General features: G+C 68.3%; 10 protein-coding genes. 8 read left to right on the top strand and 2 right to left on the bottom strand.

Annotation, left to right across the window (positions count from 1 at the left end; translation table 11 throughout):
- Positions 1 to 20 precede the first annotated feature (20 nt).
- On the top strand, positions 21 to 1517 hold the full coding sequence (locus E3N94_RS07085) for an NAD(P)/FAD-dependent oxidoreductase (protein WP_134569998.1): 1497 nt from the start codon (positions 21 to 23) through the stop codon (positions 1515 to 1517).
- Here the strand turns inward: E3N94_RS07085 and E3N94_RS07080 are convergent.
- Positions 1495 to 2541, bottom strand: a complete 1047-nt coding sequence (locus tag E3N94_RS07080; RefSeq protein WP_134419850.1) for a zinc-dependent alcohol dehydrogenase family protein — start codon at positions 2539 to 2541, stop codon at positions 1495 to 1497. The two genes, E3N94_RS07085 and E3N94_RS07080, sit on opposite strands and share 23 nt — an antisense overlap.
- Before the next feature lie 105 nt (positions 2542 to 2646).
- Positions 2647 to 4836 (bottom strand): AAA family ATPase, encoded by a 2190-nt coding sequence (locus E3N94_RS07075; protein WP_134419852.1) that lies wholly within the window; start codon positions 4834 to 4836, stop codon positions 2647 to 2649.
- Positions 4837 to 5067: 231 nt separating this feature from the next.
- Here E3N94_RS07075 and E3N94_RS07070 point away from each other — a divergent pair, with 231 nt between their 5' ends.
- The 7 genes from E3N94_RS07070 to E3N94_RS07040 all read left to right on the top strand — a co-directional run bounded on the left by E3N94_RS07070 (position 5068) and on the right by E3N94_RS07040 (position 16151).
- Complete coding sequence (locus E3N94_RS07070) at positions 5068 to 6507, top strand: aminobutyraldehyde dehydrogenase (RefSeq protein WP_198416264.1); 1440 nt, start codon at positions 5068 to 5070, stop codon at positions 6505 to 6507.
- A gap of 67 nt (positions 6508 to 6574) precedes the next feature.
- A complete protein-coding gene (locus tag E3N94_RS07065) occupies positions 6575 to 8548 on the top strand; it encodes a primary-amine oxidase (protein ID WP_134343197.1) in 1974 nt (657 codons plus the stop codon).
- Between the two features lie 36 nt (positions 8549 to 8584).
- The gene (locus E3N94_RS07060; RefSeq protein ID WP_241976927.1) at positions 8585 to 9472 is read left to right on the top strand and encodes a universal stress protein; all 888 of its coding nucleotides are present in this window, start codon (positions 8585 to 8587) and stop codon (positions 9470 to 9472) included.
- Between the two features lie 15 nt (positions 9473 to 9487).
- Positions 9488 to 11041: an APC family permease gene (locus E3N94_RS07055; protein ID WP_134419856.1), complete on the top strand. Its 1554-nt coding sequence runs from the start codon at positions 9488 to 9490 to the stop codon at positions 11039 to 11041.
- Positions 11042 to 11104: 63 nt separating this feature from the next.
- Complete coding sequence (locus E3N94_RS07050) at positions 11105 to 14410, top strand: DEAD/DEAH box helicase (RefSeq protein ID WP_166785337.1); 3306 nt, start codon at positions 11105 to 11107, stop codon at positions 14408 to 14410.
- A 148-nt stretch (positions 14411 to 14558) separates the two neighbouring features.
- Positions 14559 to 15443, top strand: a complete 885-nt coding sequence (locus tag E3N94_RS07045) for a fructose-bisphosphatase class II family protein (RefSeq protein WP_134419860.1) — start codon at positions 14559 to 14561, stop codon at positions 15441 to 15443.
- Positions 15444 to 15539: 96 nt separating this feature from the next.
- Positions 15540 to 16151, top strand: a complete 612-nt coding sequence (locus tag E3N94_RS07040) for a histidine phosphatase family protein (RefSeq protein WP_134419862.1) — start codon at positions 15540 to 15542, stop codon at positions 16149 to 16151.
- Positions 16152 to 16595: the final 444 nt, after the last annotated feature.

Raw genomic sequence — 16595 nt, 5'->3', positions numbered from 1 at the left:
GAACACCGGTGGAGACCACGATGACCGAACACACCCCAAATCACTTTGATGTCGTCATCATCGGCGCGGGGCCGGCGGGAACGGCCGCGGCGCTCCGTGCCGCCGAACTGGGAGCCCGGGTCGCCGTGGCGGAGGCCGACCAGCTCGGCGGGACCTGCGTGAACACGGGGTGCGTGCCGACGAGGGTGCTCGCCAAGGCGGCGCGCCTGATGCGCGAGGTGCGCGCGGCAGATACCTACGGGATCGTAGTCAACGACCCCGTCATCGACTGGGCCACCATGGGAGACCGGGTGCAGTCGCGGGTGAACAAGGTGCGCTCGATCAAGAGCGAGGCCGAGAGGTTCGCGGCCGCCGGAATCGAACTGGTTCTGGAAGGTCGGGCGCGATTCATCGACCCGCATTCCGTGGTCCTGGACACCGGCCGCATCCTCACCGCCGCCACGTTCCTGGTCTGCGTCGGCGGGCATTCTCGGCGACTCGCCGTGCCGGGGGCGCACTTGGCGACGGTCCCGGAAGACATTCTGAAGCTGCCGTCGCTACCCCGACGGGTAGCCGTGATCGGCGCCGGAAACACCGGCGCCCAGTTGGTCACGGTGTTCAGCTCCTTCGGCTCCGACGTGACCGTGCTCGATGTGGCACCGCGCATCCTGATGGCGTCGGATTCCGACATCTCCGCCACGGTCTCGGCGGCGTTCCGCGAGCAGGGCGTGGCCGTGCACACGGGCATTGAAGCGGTGACGGCGATCGAGCCGGACGCCGACGGAACCCTCACCCTGTCCTGGCGCGAAAAAGGAACGGAACAGTCTTCCGCCTTCGACGCCGTCATTATGTCCACCGGTTGGCCGGCGGATGTCGACGACCTCGGGCTCGACCGGGCTGGCATCACCATCGAACGTTCCGCCATCCCGGTGGACCAGTACTTCCGGAGTGTCGTGCCCCATATTTTCGCGGTCGGCGACGCGAACGGCCGGGACATGCTCGTACAGGCGGCCCAATTCGAGGGCGAGGCCGCGGCCGAGAACGCGGTGCTGGGCGCCAATCGCAGAACGCCGCACTACCTGCTCCCGGCCGGCGGTTTCACCGACCCCGACTACGCGGGCGTGGGCTTCACCGAGGAGGAGGCCAGGGCTCGCGACCCGCACTGCGTCGTCGCGACAGTGCCCTACGCCGAACTCGACCGCGCTGTGATCGACGGCCGGGAACCTGGCTTCCTCAAGCTGATCGCCGACCGGCGGCGGGAGCTGATCCTCGGCGCCCATGCCACCGGGGAGAACGCGGTCGAAGTGATCCAATCCGTGACGACGGCGATGGCCGCCGGCGTCGACGTCGCCACTCTGGCCCGGGTGCGCTTCGCCTACCCCACCTACAGTGCCGTCATCGGCCTCACGGCCCGTCGACTACTGCTGGAAGCGCCGAAGCCGGCCGCGGTGATCCTGCCCGTCGCGGTGATCGAGCCCGTCGAGATCTCCCTCCCGACACGTGTGATCTCCGTGCCTACGGGAGCAGCATCACCTTGATGGCGCGGCGCTCGTCCATGGCGGCGTAGGCCTCGGCAACCTCGGCCAGCGGCAGCTGCAGGTCGAACACGCGGCCGGGGTTGATGGCACCCGAGAGCACTTCCGGCAGCAACTCTTCGACGTAGCCGCGCACGGATGCGACGCCGCCGTTCAGGCCCACGTTCCGCCCGAACAGCGGGCTAACCTCGATCGGTCCGCCGGTGGGCACGCCCACGTAGCCGACCATTCCGCCGGGACGGGCCGACGCGATGGCCTGCTCCATCGACTCCTTGGTGCCGACGCACTCGAGCACGCAGTCCGCGCCGATGCCGTCGAACAGCTCACGGATGCGGGCCACGCCGGCCTCGCCGCGCTCCTCGACGATCTCGGTCGCGCCGAACTCGCGGGCCACGATCTGCCGTTCGGGGTGACGCGACATGGCCACGATCCGGGAGGCCCCGAGCCGCTTGGCCGCGATGATGGCGCAGAGGCCGACCGCGCCGTCGCCGACGACGACGACCGTGCTGCCCGCGGTCACACCGGCGGAGACCGCGGCGTGGTGGCCGGTGCCCATGACGTCAGCGAGGGTCAGGAGACCGGGAACCTGGGCATCGGTGGGCACGGTCGGCGTCGCAACGAGCGACCCGTCGGCGTGCGGCACGCGCACTTTCTCGCCCTGGGCGCCGTCGGCGAAGCCGCCGAGCTGGTCGTCCGAGCCCCACCAGCCGCCGTTCAGGCAGGAGGTGCTGGTGCCGTTCTGGCAGTTAATGCACGTGTTATCGCAGTCGTAGAACGGCGCGATGACGAAGTCGCCGACCTTGACCCGGCTGACGTCGGCGCCGATTTCCTCGACGATGCCGACGAACTCGTGGCCGATTCGTTTCGGCTCCTCGGTGGGATGGATGCCGCGGTAGGGCCAGAGATCTGAGCCGCAGACGCAGGCTGCGACGACGCGCACGATGGCGTCACCGCCGGTGGAGAGAATCGGATCGGATACTTCTTCGAGGCGGATGTCCCGTTCCCCGTAAATCACTGTTGCACGCATGCTTCGACCCTATGCCAGCCCCCCTGACCGTCACCGGGGCAGGGGGCCCGTTCCGTCGTATTCCCGCCGAATTCCGCTAAACGCGAAATCCGGCGACGGACAGAACTACAGCAGCGCGTCGTCGTCGAGGTCGGCCGGGTCCACGACCAGCAACGGGGCGGATGCGACGCTGAGCGATTCCCCGTCCGGCGCCAGGTCCACCCGCACCGTCTCGCCGTCCCGCACGGCGCCCGACAGGATCGCGGTCGCCAACCTGTCGTCGATCTCGGTCTGCATCAACCGCCGCAGCGGGCGCGCACCGTAGATCGGGTCATAGCCGCGTTCCGCCAGCCAGGTGCGGGCATCCGGGGTCACGCCCAGCTCGAGCCGCCGCTCGATCAGCCGCTTTTCCAACCGGTCAACGAGCAGCCCGACGATCTGGCCGAGGTCCTCCATCGACAGCGATTCGAACACGACGATGTCGTCGAGACGGTTGACGAACTCGGGCTTGAACGTCTTGCGCACGAGTGCCTGCACGGCCGCCTCCTTCTCGTCCCGGCTGAGCACCGGGTCGATCAGGAACGCCGACCCGAGGTTCGAGGTCAGCACCAGGATCGTGTTGCGGAAGTCCACGGTGCGGCCCTGGCCATCCGTGAGCCGGCCGTCGTCGAGCACCTGCAGCAAGACATCGAAGACCTCCGGATGCGCCTTCTCCACCTCGTCGAACAAAATCACCGAATACGGGCGGCGGCGCACGGCCTCGGTCAGCTGCCCGCCCTGCTCGTAGCCGATATAGCCGGGAGGAGCCCCGACCAGACGGGACACGGAAAACTTTTCCCCGTACTCGCTCATGTCGATGCGCACCATCGCCTTTTCGTCGTCGAAGAGGAACTCGGCGAGCGCCTTCGCCAGCTCCGTCTTGCCCACGCCGGTCGGCCCGAGGAAGAGGAACGAACCGGTCGGCCGGTCCGGGTCGGAGATGCCGGCCCGGCTGCGGCGCACGGCGTCGGCGACCGCGCGCACGGCCTGCTTCTGCCCGACCAAGCGGTGCCCGAGCTCACCCTCGAGGTTCAGCAGCTTCTCCGTCTCGCCCTGCAGCAGCCGCCCTACCGGGATGCCGGTCCACATCGCGACCACGGCGGCGATGTCCTCCGCGGTGACCTGGTCACCGACCATCCGCGGCCCATCCTGCTCGGTCTGCTCCGCTTCGGCGAGTTCCCGTTCGATCACCGGGATGTCGCCGTAGAGCAGCCTGGACGCCTTCTCCAGGTTGCCCTCGCGCTCGGCCACCTCGGCCTGGCTGCGGGTGCTCACCAAGCGCTTCCTCAGATCGCCGATCCGGTTGAGCGAGGAACGCTCCTTGTCCCAGCGGTCCTGCAGCTCAGCAAGGGCCACCGTGTATTCGGCAAGGTCAGCACGCAACTTCCCCAGGCGAGCCTTAGAGGCGTCGTCCTTCTCTTTTTTCAGCGCGAGCTCTTCCAACTCCAGTCTCTGCACCCTGCGACGCAGTTCGTCGATTTCCACGGGAGCGGAGTCGATCTCCATCCGCAGCCGGCTGGCCGCCTCGTCGATCAGGTCGATGGCCTTGTCCGGCAGCTGGCGGGCGGTGATGTACCGGTTGGAAAGGGAGACCGCGGCCACCAGCGCCGAGTCCGCGATCGACACCTTATGGTGGGCCTCGTAGCGCTCCTTGAGCCCGCGCAGGATGGCCACAGTGTCTTCCGCACTGGGCTCGTCGACCAGCACCGGTTGGAACCGGCGCTCGAGGGCGGCATCCTTCTCGATGAATTCGCGGTACTCGTTGAGCGTGGTCGCACCGATCAGGCGCAACTCGCCGCGGGCGAGCATGGGCTTGAGCATGTTGGAGGCCGCCACGGACCCTTCGCCGCCGCCGGCACCCATCAGGGTGTGCAGCTCGTCGACGAAGGTAATGATCTGCCCCTTCGCGTCGTTGATTTCCTTGAGCACGGCCTTGAGCCGCTCCTCGAACTCGCCGCGATACTTGGCCCCCGCCACCAGGGCCGCCAGGTCGAGGGAGACCAGCTGCTTGCCCTTGAGGGAGTCGGCCACATCGCCGGCCACGATGCGCTGGGCCAGTCCCTCCACAACGGCGGTCTTGCCCACGCCGGGTTCACCGATCAGCACCGGGTTGTTCTTGGTGCGGCGGGTGAGTACCTGACTGACCCGCCGAATCTCCGCGTCCCGCCCGATCACCGGGTCAAGCTTGCCGGTCCGGGCGATCTCGGTGAGGTTGACACCGTACTGCTCCAACGCCGTCTTCGCTTCTTCCTGGGGCGGTTGCTGACCTGCTTGCATCGGAAGATCCTCTCTCGGGCCGGCCGCTCTCGTCGCAGGTCGGCAAAAAGCTGAGCCTGTTGGACTCAAGTTTAGGGGACATCGAGAAAACGCGCCAGCGGTCCGGAGACAACTCGGCGGTGCTACGGCGGCAGCCCCATCACGACCCAGTTTTCGTCTGGGTATCCGAATTCCTCTGTCGGATGCCATACTTACCGAACAAAAGACCCGTTTCTACACTCAGCGCAGAGGATCAGGCCCGTGGCCACCCCCACCCTTAAAAACTTCATCAACGGCCGCTTTGTCACTCCCTCCGGCACCGAGCTGCTCGACATCGTCGATCCCACAACGGGACGCCGGGTTGCCCGGGCCCCGGTCTCCACCGCGGCCGACGTCGACGACGCGATGACCGCCGCGAAGACCGCCTTCCGCACCTGGGGCCGCACCACTCCCGCCGAGCGGCAGCGCGCGCTGCTGCGCCTCGCCGACGCGATCGATGCCGAGAGCGACGCCATCGTGGAGGCCCAGCACCGCAACACGGGCCAACCTCGCGCCACGATCGCCGTTGACGAGGTCGCGGCCGGCGCCGATCAGCTGCGCTTCTTCGCCGGTGCCGCCCGACTGCTCGAGGGCAAGTCCGCCGGTGAATATCTGCCCGGCATGACCTCCTGGGTACGCCGCGAACCGATCGGCGTGGTCGGGCAGGTCACCCCGTGGAACTTCCCCTTCCTGATGGCCATCTGGAAGATCGGCCCCGCGCTGGCGGCCGGCAACACCCTCGTGCTCAAGCCCAGCGACACCACCCCGGAGTCGACCCTCGAACTCGCCCGGATCAGCCAGGGCATCCTCCCCGACGGCGTGATCAACATCGTGCTCGGCAACGGCGGCACCGGGGCCGCGATCGTCGAGCATCCGGTACCCGGCCTGGTCTCGATCACTGGCAGCGTGCGGGCCGGTATGGCCGTCGCCGCCGGCGCCGCGAAGACGCTCAAGCGGGCCCATCTCGAGCTCGGCGGCAAGGCGCCGGCCCTGGTCTTCGCCGGCGTCGACGTCAGCGTGACCGCCGCCGCCATCGCCGACTTCTCCTTCTATAACGCCGGGCAGGACTGCACGGCCATCACGCGAGTGCTCGTGCACGAGTCCATCCATGACGAGTTCGTCGACGCACTCGTCGCCGAGGCCCGCAGCCGCACTACCGGGTCGGCCGACGACGCCGACAACTACTTCGGGCCGCTCAACAACGTCAACCATTTCGGCGACGTCTCGCGCAAGGTCGCGGCCCTGCCCGACCACGCTGTCATTGCCACCGGCGGACACCAGGTCGGCACCGAGGGCTTCTTTTTCGAGCCCACAGTCGTCACTCAGGTGCGCCAAACGGACGCGATCGTGCAGGAGGAAACGTTCGGCCCGGTGATCACGGTGCAGCCCTTCACGTCGGAGGAGCACGCGGTCACGCTCGCGAACGATGTCAACTACGCGCTCGCCTCCAGCGTGTGGACCCTCGACCACGCCACGGCCATGCGGGTCTCCCGCGACCTCGACTTCGGCGCGGTGTGGATCAACACCCATCTCCTGCTGACCGCCGAGATGCCACACGGCGGTTTCAAGCAGTCCGGATACGGCAAAGACCTGTCGATGTACGGCGTCGAGGACTACACCCGGATCAAGCACGTGATGAGCGCGCTGGAATAAACACGGGTCCCGACAGGCTCGACCACCGCCAGGCTCGACCACCGCCAACGAGAACAGAGGCCCCTCGATGACTTTCCACCCGCTCGACCCGCTCTCCGCCGCTGAGTTCACCTCCGCCGTCGCCATCCTCGCCCGCGAGCGCGGCGTCGCCGACGGGTGGCGGTTCACCTCGATCGAGCTGGTCGAGCCGCCCCGGAGCGCCGTCGCCGAGTTCACAGCTACCAGCGCGGTTCCCGACCGACGCGCACGGCTGGTAGTGCTCCACCGCGCCGAGAACACCACCTGGGTGGGCGTCGTCTCGCTCACGACCGACGCCCTGCTCGAGTGGGAAACGGTGCCGGGGATGCAGGCGAACTTCACCGTCGACGAGTGGGAGGAAGCCGACGCCGCCCTTCGCGCCCACCCCGATGTGATCGCCACTCTCGCCCGCCGGGGCATCACCGACCTCGACCTGGTCTTCATCGACACCTGGACCTACGGCGACGCGGTAATCCCCGACCGGTATCGCGGCCGCCGCCTGGGCTGGTCAGACGTCTGGGTCCGGGCGTCCACCGACGCCAACCCCTATGCGGGACCGGTCAGCGGCCTGCACTTCGTGCTCGACGTCAACACCATGGAACTGCTCGAGGTGGAGGACTCGTTCACGGTCGAACCGCCGGCGGGAATGGGCGAATACGTGCCGCACCTGGTGCCCCGGCGCATCCGGGATCGAAGCCCGCGCCCGCCGCTCACCCCGCTCGACATCGGGCAGCCCGACGGCCCGAGCTTCACGCTCGACGGCAACCTGATCGAGTGGCAGAACTGGTCGCTCCGGGTGGGCTTCAACTACCGCGAGGGCATGACCCTGCATACCGTGGGCTACCGGGACGGCGGCCGGGTGCGGCCCATCGCCAACCGGTTGTCGTTCGCGGAGATGGTCGTGCCCTACCGCGACCCCAGCGTCGACCATTTCCGTCGCACCGCCTTCGACATCGGCGAGTGGGGCCTCGGCTTCATGACCACCTCGCTCGAGCTCGGCTGCGACTGCCTCGGCGAAATCCGCTACCTCGATGCCGTGCTGCACAACAGCAAGGGCGAGCCGTACAGCATCCCGAACGCGTTCTGCATCCACGAGGAAGACAACGCGGTGCTCTGGAAGCACGTCGACCACAACGGCAGTGCCGAGGTGCGCCGGATGCGCCGGCTCGTCGTGTCCTTCCACGTCACGGTAGCGAACTACGAGTACCTCGTCTATTGGCGCTTCTACCAGGACGGCAACATGGAATGCGAGGTGCGCGCCACCGGGATCATGGTGGTGACGCACCTCGACGAGGGCCAGCCGCACCCCAACGGAACCCTGGTCGACACGCGCACCTACGCGCCGTTCCACCAGCACTTCATCGTGGCCCGGATGGACCTCGACGTCGACGGCCGCGAGAACACGGTGTTCCGCACCGAGACGCAGGCCGAGCCGATCAGCGCCGCAAACCCGCTCGGCCTCGCGATCACCCAGCTGAACACCCCGATCGAGACCGAGGGGTTCGACGACTACAACTGGGACACCCAACGGGCCTGGAAGGTCGTGAACGAGAACTCGCTCAACGGCCTCGGCACCCCCGTGTCCTACAAGCTGGTGCCCGGCGGAGCCATCCCGTCCTTCTTCGACCAGGCGGCGCCTGCCCTCCAACGCGCCCAGGTGATCGGGCACACGGTCTGGGTCACCCCGAACGACGAGTCCGAACGCTGGCCGTGCGGCGAGTTCGTCAACCAGAGCGCGGTCGACCACGGCCTGCCCGAGTGGATCCAGGCTCGCCGGCCGGTGCGGAACGCCGATATCGTGCTCTGGTACGTCTTCGGTATCCACCACATCACCCGACCGGAAGAGTGGCCGATCATGCCGGTCGACACCGTGTCGTTCTGGCTCAAGCCGGTCGGCTTCTTCGACCGCAATCCGTCGCTCGACGTGGAACGCAGCCCGGCGCACTGTGCGCCGGGCGAGCACGCCGAGCATGACCATGAACATGACCAGCCCGCCCATAATCCACAGCACTATGACCACTGAGTGCGACACCCGTCGCGAACCGAGGGAGAAACCAGCGTGACCCGAGTAGCCAACTACGTCATCGCATACGAAGCGACCGAACGGGGCAATGACACCGTCGAGCTGGGTGTCGCGCTGGCGCGCCTGACCCGCTCCGAGCTGCGTCTGTGTCTTGTGCTTCCGCATCATTCATCCACCGTCCCGGCCCGGGTCGGTGCTTCCACCTCCCCCGACTACCAGGCTCTGCTCGAGGAGCAGGCCCTCGAATGGCTGGAACAGGGCAAGGCCCTGGTTCCCGATGACGTGGTCGCCTCCACGCATCTCTTCTACGCCGACTCCACCACGGAAGGGCTGCTCCAGGCCGCTCGCGCGTTCGACTCGGACCGCATCGTCGTCGGGGCCTCACGCCGCGGCCTGATGAACCGATTCACGATCGGCAGCGTGGCCAACGCGCTCCTGCACGCCTCGCCGGCGCCCGTCGCCCTCGCGCCCCGCGGCTACAAGGCTCCCGCACAGCTGACCCGGATCACCTGCGCCATCGGCACCCGGCCGGGCTGGAAGACGCTGCTCGACTCACTGGTGGCCTTCTCGGCGGACCTCACGGTCGACCTGCGTTTCGTCACGCTCGTGGAGGTCGACGCCGGTCGTCGGCACCCGGTCGACGAGAGCGAGAGCCAGGCCCACCTCGACGGCGTCCTGGAGTACTTCCAGAGTCGGTCGAAGGCGCGCGGCACCATCACCACCGAGGTCGCGTCCGGGCACACCGTCGAGGCCGCCGTCGAGGCCCTCGACTGGCAGCCGTTCGAAATCGCCTTCGTCGGCTCCAGCCGGCTGGCTCAGCCCACCACGATTTTCCTCGGCATCACCGCACACCGCATGCTGCACGCGCTCCCCGTTCCCCTCATCGTGGTCCCCACCGGCACTGACGCCCGTAAGCCGCACTGACCCTAAGGACAGTCCATGACTAGCCAACATCCCTCCTCGGGCTCCACGCCCGGCACCTCCACCCTCACCGGCGGCCTTTCCGAGAAGGGCCTCAGCGCTGGCTCCATCGGGCTTCTCGGCGCCACGGTCATCGGCATCTCGTGCATCGCGCCGGCGTACACCCTGACGGCCTCCCTCGGCCCGACGGTCGCGGCCGTCGGCACCCAGATGCCGGGCATCTTCCTGGTCGGGTTCATCCCCATGCTGCTGGTGGCGCTCGGCTACCGCGAGCTCAACAACGCCATGCCGGATGCCGGCACCTCCTTCACGTGGGCCACCCGCGCCTTCGGGCCGTGGCTCGGCTGGATGGGCGGCTGGGGTCTGATCGTCGCGACGGTGGTCGTGCTCTCCAACCTCGCCGGAGTCGCCGTCGACTTCTTCTATCTGATGCTCGCCCAGCTTCTCGGCAACCCGAGCCTCGCCGACCTGACGAACAATGTTGTGATCAACGTGCTCACCTGTCTGGTGTTCATGGTGGCGGCCTGTTATGTCTCGTACCGCGGCATGGAGACCACGAAGGCCGTGCAGTACGTGCTCGTGGCCTTCCAGCTGATCGTGCTGGTCTGGTTCAGCGTCGCCGCCCTGCTGCGGGTCGTAGAAGGCACCGCCTTCGATGCCCTCGCGTTCAGCGCCGACTGGTTCAACCCGTTCCTCGCCCCTTCGTTCTCGGCCTTCGCGGCCGGGGTCTCGCTCTCGATCTTCATCTTCTGGGGCTGGGACGTCACCCTGACCATGAACGAGGAGACCAAGAACCCGAAGACAACCCCCGGGCGTGCGGCGACGTTGACCGTGGGCATCATCTTCGCGCTCTACATCCTCGTGGCGGCCGCCGCCCTGATGTTCTCCGGCATCGGCGCCGGCGAATTCGGACTCGGCAATGAGGAGATCCAGGGCAACGTGTTCGCCGCCCTCGCCGGACCGGTGATGGGTCCCTTCGCCATCCTGATGTCGCTGGCCGTGTTGTCCAGCTCGGCCGCGTCGCTGCAGTCGACCTTCGTCGGGCCGGCACGCACCATGCTATCGATGGGCCACTACAAAGCGTTCCCGAAGCGGTTCGCCTCAATCAGCCCGCGCTACAAGTCCCCGGCCTTCGCCACCGTAATGGCAGGAATCGTGGCCTGGGGCTTCTACGCGATCATGCGCGTGCTCAGCACCGATGTGCTCACCGACACGATCCTGACCCTGGGCATGATGATCTGCTTCTACTACGGGGTCACCGCGTTTGCCTGCGTCTGGTATTTCCGCGACTCGCTGAACGGGCCCCGGGCCATCCTGCTCAAACTCCTGGCGCCGCTGATCGGCGGGGTCATCCTGCTGGTCATCTTCGCAACCACTCTCTACGACAGCATGAACCCCGACTACGGCAGCGGATCGAACATCGGCGGGGTCGGGCTCGTGTTCATCCTCGCGATGGTGCTGTTCATCGGCGGCCTCGTGCTGATGCTGATCCAGCGCAGCGTCAACCCTGCCTTCTTCCAGGGAAAGACGTTGACGAAGGGGTCCTCGAAGGAACACGGGCACGTCGAGTAGCCCCCTGATGCGCCCGGCCGGGCACGGCCGGCCGGGCTGGGGCATGGAAGAATGGTTCCCGCCATGGCCCACACGTTCAGCTCCCACGACATCGCGCTCCTTGTGGGCAGCCAGGCGTTCTCACGCGGCGAACGCTACGCCCGCAACGGCCACGTTGATGCCGAGACCTGGTTCGGCTCGAACACCCAGCTCTTCGGCATGGTGCGCGGTTCTCACCCGACGCCCTATTCGGTGACCGTCTCGTTCACCCTTGATTCCGCCGGCGCCGCGGTGCGGGCATCCGGCGTCTGCACCTGCCCGATGAAGCGCAACTGCAAGCATGTCGCCGCGCTGCTGATCGCGAGCCAGGGCGGCGCCGTGGGCCGCAGCCTCGGCGGAGTGCCGGGTGCCCCCGCCACCGCCCTGGGCCGCGAGCCCGGGTCGGCCGTCGGCACCGCCGGGTTCTCCGCACGGGCAGCGTGGCGAAGTACGCTGGCTCCTCTGGCGCGACCGGATTCCGCGCCGTCCGCAGACACCCGCCTCGCCCTCCAGTTCCAACTTCTCGCTCCCGAGCACGGGCGTTTCGCCAGTCAGCCGGGGCTGCGCCGGCTGGCGGCGCGGCCCGTGATGATGGGCAAGCAGGGCAAGTGGATCCGGGGCAGCGTCACCTGGGAGAACCTGACCACCGACGGGTCGCTCGACCGCGGCCAGCTGCGGGTGCTCTCGGCGCTCTACGCGCTGCAGTTCGCGGCCCGCCCGTACTACGCCACCTCCACCCAGTGGATTCCGGTCGACGCTTTCCCCGACCGAGCGCTCTGGGACCTGCTCGACGACGCGGCGAACGCCGGGCTCCCTCTGGTCTCCGCCACGGCGCAGCAGGATCCCGTGCTCGTCTCGCCCGTTCCTGCGTGCCTCGAGCTGGACATCCGTCGTGTGTCCGACGGCCTCACGCTGCGCCCCGTCCTGCTGCTGGGCGACGAGCCGCAGGCGCGCGGCACGTTCGGGTTCATCGGCAACCCCGCGCACGGCGTCTACACCTGGGCGGGCCAGTCCGGCAGCGATTCCCCGCAGATCACCCTCGCCCCGCTGTCGGGCGAGATCAGCCGGGAGCTGCGGGCCATGGCGGCCTCCGACACCATCGCGGTGCCCGGCGCGGACGAGGCCGACTTCCTGGCCGAGTTCTACCCGTTCCTTCGACACCGGGTCACCGTGACCAGCCGGGACGAGTCGTTCGCCCTGCCCGAGACCCCGCAGCCCGTGCTGGCCCTGACCGTCACGCACCAGATGGATGCCCGCATCACCCTGCACTGGGTGTGGCACTACCCGGAATACCACCAGCCACTCCGCCCGGTGCCGGACGATGACAGGTTTCGCGACGGCACCCGGGAGGGACAGATCCTGCACGACGTGCAGGCGCTCCTCACCTCCGTGCCGGCCCTGGTAGGGCAGCAGAGCGGCCTGCCGGTACTGATCGAGCGCGCCACCTTGGCCGGCACCGCCATGCTCGGCTTCCTCGACTCCGTGGTGCCGACCCTGGCGGCCGCAGACCATGTCACCGTGCTGGTCGCCGGCGATGCCCCCGACTACCGCCAGGCCGACGAGGCGCCGGTGATCACCGTGGGCACCACCGAACGCCCGGATGACCGGGACTGGTTCGACCTGCAGGTGGCCGTCAGCATCGACGGCGAGGAGATCCCGTTCGACAGCCTGTTCCGGGCCCTGGCGGTCGGTCAGCAGCTGATGATCCTGCCCAGCGGCACCTGGTTCAATCTAGACCGCCCCGAACTGCACACGCTCCGCCGGCTGATCGAGGAGGCCCGAGGGCTGCAGGACGCCGGCGCCGAGTCCCTGGGGATCAGCCCGTTCCAGGCCGACCTCTGGGAGGAGCTGCAGTCCCTCGGGGTCGTCGCCGGCCAGGCGGCCGCGTGGCGCGACACCGTGTCAGGGCTCACCGACGTCGCCCAAATTCCGGAACAACCGCTGCCGGCCGGGGTCGACGCCACCCTGCGCGGCTATCAGCAGGCCGGTTTCGAGTGGGTGAGCTTTCTCTACGACCATCAACTGGGAGGCATCCTCGCCGACGACATGGGCCTCGGCAAGACCCTGCAGGCCATCGCCCTGATGGAACGCGTGCGGGAGCAGCCGGGGCAGAGTGCGCCGTTCCTGGTCGTGGCACCCACCAGCGTGGTCTCCAACTGGGCGGCCGAGTGCGCCCGATTCGCGCCCGGCCTGCGGGTGGCCGCGATCACCGAGACCGCCGGCAAGCGCAGCAGCACTCTGGCCTCGCTGCACGCCAGCGCGGACGTCGTCGTCACCTCGTACACGCTATTCCGGCTGGACTTCGGCGACTACGAGGCCCTGGCCTGGTCCGGGCTGCTGCTCGACGAAGCCCAGTTCGTCAAGAACCGCAAGTCCCGCGCCCACCAGTGCGCCCGCCGCCTGGCCACCCCGTTCAAGCTCGCGATCACGGGCACGCCGCTGGAGAACAACCTGATGGAGTTCTGGTCGCTGCTCTCAATCACGGCACCGGGACTGTTCCCCAGCCCAGGCCGCTTCGGCGACTACTACCAGAAACCGATCGAGAAGGATGCCGACGGCGACCGGCTCGACCAGCTGCGCCGCCGCATCCGCCCGTTCATGCTGCGCCGCACGAAGGAGCAGGTGGCCGGCGACCTGCCCACCAAGCAGGAACAGGTGCTTGAGCTCACGCTGCACCCGAAGCACCGCGCGGTCTACGACACCCACCTGCAGCGGGAACGGCAGAAGGTGCTCGGCCTGATCGACGACATGAACTCCAACCGTTTCGAGATCTTCCGCTCGCTCACCATGCTGCGCCAACTCAGCCTCGATGCCAGCCTCTACGACACGAAGTACGACGACATCCCGTCGACCAAGCTCGACGTGCTCCTCGAACTGCTGGAGGACGTCGTCGCCGGCGGGCATCGCACCCTCATTTTCAGCCAGTTCACAAAGTACCTGGGCAAGGCCCGCGCACGCCTCGACGCCGCGGGCATCAGCTATTCCTACCTCGACGGCAAGACCCGCAACCGGGCGCAGGTGATCGAGAGCTTCAAGGCCGGCGACAATTCGGTCTTCCTGATCAGCCTCAAGGCCGGCGGATTCGGCCTGAACCTGACCGAGGCCGACTACGCCATCCTGCTCGACCCGTGGTGGAACCCGGCCACCGAGGCGCAGGCCGTGGACCGCATGCACCGGATCGGCCAGACGAAGAACGTCTTCGTCTACCGCCTGGTCTCCCGGGACACGATCGAGGAAAAGGTGATGGCCCTCAAGGCCACGAAGGCCCGCCTCTTCGAGAGCGTGATGACGGATGGCGCCGCGCGCGGGACCGCCCTGACGGCCGCCGACATCCGTGAGCTGCTCGCTTAGCCCACGCACCGGTACCCGCCCGCTGAGTCGCCCCCTGAGTCGCCCGCGCTGTCGCCCGCGCTGTCGCCCGCACGAGTGCCCGCCCCGGGCACGCGAGTAGGCTTTCAGCTGCCGGTCACAAGACCGCCGTCCCAGCAAGAGGTAGCCCATGCCGCAGCACCGCCCGTTCGCTCCTCTGGCCGAATCCACCGTGATCGGAGCCGAGGGCTGGCCGGCCGGGCTGGTCGCCGCCGTGCGCGCGTCGACCGAGGCGGCGGCACGCGCCACACTGCCCTGGGTGGGTCGCGGCGACAAGATCAACGCCGACCAGGCGGCCGTCGCCGCCATGCGTGCCGTTCTCCTGACCGCGCCTTTTCGCGGAACCGTGGTGATAGGCGAGGGCGAGAAGGACCAGGCCCCCATGCTTGCCAACGGGGAGCAGCTCGGCACGGGGAACGGACCGGACTGCGACATCGCAGTCGACCCGCTCGACGGCACGACCCTCGTCGCCCGGAACCTGCCCGGGGCGGTGTGCGTGATCGCCATCTCCCCCCGAGGCACGATGTTCGATCCCGCCGGTGTCTTCTACATGGAGAAGCTCATCTCAGGCCCAGCCGGTCACGGCGTGCTCGACCTGCACGCCTCCGCCACCCGCAACCTCCGTGCGTTCTCGCTCGCCAGCGGCATCCCCGAGACCGCGCTCACCGTCGCTGTGCTCGACAAACCGCGCCACGTCGAACTCATCCGCGAACTCGGGTGCGCCGGAGCACGCGTGCTCCGCACGGCCGAGGGTGACGTCTCCACGGCCATCGCCGCCGCATCGGCGGATGCCGCGATCGACCTCTCGATGGGAATCGGCGGTACCCCGGAAGGCGTCATCGCGGCCTGCGCCGTGCGCGCCCTCGGCGGCGTGATGCTCGGGCGGATGGCCCCGCAGAGTGAGCCCGAAGAGCGTGGCGCCCGGGCCGCGGGCCTCGACCTCGCCCGCATCTACGACGCAGCAGACCTGGTGGCGAGCAAGCACGTGCTTTTCGCGTCGTCCCCGGTCACCTGAGCCACCGCGCTCTGCTCCAAAAGTCGATCCGCCCGATGTTCGACCCGGTCGAGACCCGATTCATCTCCCGACCTCAGCCCGAGGCAGAATAGAACGGTGAGTTCCACAACTACCTTCGCCCTGATCCGCCACGGCCAGACCGACTGGAATGCCGCTCTGCGCATCCAGGGCCACTCCGACATCCCGCTCAATGACACCGGGCGTGGCCAGGCAGCGGATGCCGTCGGCCACCTGGCCGCACAGGAGTGGGACTTCGTCGTCTCCTCACCGCTCAGCCGCGCAGCCGAGACGGCCGATCTCATCGCCCGGGGCCTCGGCCTGACCGTCACCGGTCGCATCCCAGGGATCGTCGAGCGCAACTACGGTCCCGCCGAGGGACTGGGCGCAGGCCCCGAGCTGGACGCGCTCCGCGTCCCCGGCGGCCCCACCGGAATCGGCGGCTTCCACGGCGCCGAAACCGAGGCCAGTGTCGCCGACCGCGGAGTCGAGGCCCTGCAGCTGCTGGCCCGCAACCACCCGGGTGCCCGCATCATCGTTGTCAGCCACGGAACACTGATCCGACTGACGCTGATGCAGGCGCTCGAGAAGCCCGTCGACACGATCAGGAACGCCTCCCTCAACGTGGTCGTCCATGACCGTGCCGGCTGGACCCTCGACATCCTCAACGGCGAGCCCGTCCCCGCCGGCAACCTCCTCCCCATCAACTAGCAGCCGCCGGTCCCGCACCCCGCATGACTGCACCCGGAACGGGCCTACTCACCCTCGCTTAGCGACGGCAGGCCCCCTCGCGCGGGTGGCCCTCTGTCGTTGGTGCAGGGGTGCTCGCCCTCGCGCCAGGGCCCGTGTGTGTGTGGCTAACTCAGGACATCTGTTGCCCGCAGTAGACGGCCGCCGCGGGTTAGTGCGGCATTGGTGCGGATGCCCGGCACGGCCCGGCTGGATCTCCTGAGTTGGCCACGACCGCTGCTGGATGTGCGCTGCGGGGTGGATGGGGCGGGGGCGTCGCTGTTGGTGGCCACCGGGCGGGGCGCCGGGGGTGGTGGTTAACGCACAATGGCCACCCGTTGGGGTGGCCATTGTGTGTGTTGCTACGTTGAGTCCGGCGGTGTCCTACTCTCCCACAGGGTCCCCCCTGCAGTACCATCGGCGCTG

This window comes from Cryobacterium sp. Sr3 (assembly GCF_004402835.1).
In the GTDB taxonomy this organism is placed as follows: domain Bacteria; phylum Actinomycetota; class Actinomycetes; order Actinomycetales; family Microbacteriaceae; genus Cryobacterium; species Cryobacterium sandaracinum.
This window is presented reverse-complemented; position numbering and strand designations above follow the sequence as displayed.

Bases quoted from the DNA above. Each gene is read 5' to 3' on its own strand.
- E3N94_RS07085 (WP_134569998.1), top strand. From the start codon at position 21: ATGACCGAACACACCCCAAATCACTTTGATGTCGTCATCATCGGCGCG.
- E3N94_RS07080 (WP_134419850.1), bottom strand. From the start codon at position 2,541: ATGCGTGCAACAGTGATTTACGGGGAACGGGACATCCGCCTCGAAGAA.
- E3N94_RS07075 (WP_134419852.1), bottom strand. From the start codon at position 4,836: ATGCAAGCAGGTCAGCAACCGCCCCAGGAAGAAGCGAAGACGGCGTTG.
- E3N94_RS07065 (WP_134343197.1), top strand. From the start codon at position 6,575: ATGACTTTCCACCCGCTCGACCCGCTCTCCGCCGCTGAGTTCACCTCC.
- E3N94_RS07055 (WP_134419856.1), top strand. From the start codon at position 9,488: ATGACTAGCCAACATCCCTCCTCGGGCTCCACGCCCGGCACCTCCACC.
- E3N94_RS07050 (WP_166785337.1), top strand. From the start codon at position 11,105: ATGGCCCACACGTTCAGCTCCCACGACATCGCGCTCCTTGTGGGCAGC.
- E3N94_RS07045 (WP_134419860.1), top strand. From the start codon at position 14,559: ATGCCGCAGCACCGCCCGTTCGCTCCTCTGGCCGAATCCACCGTGATC.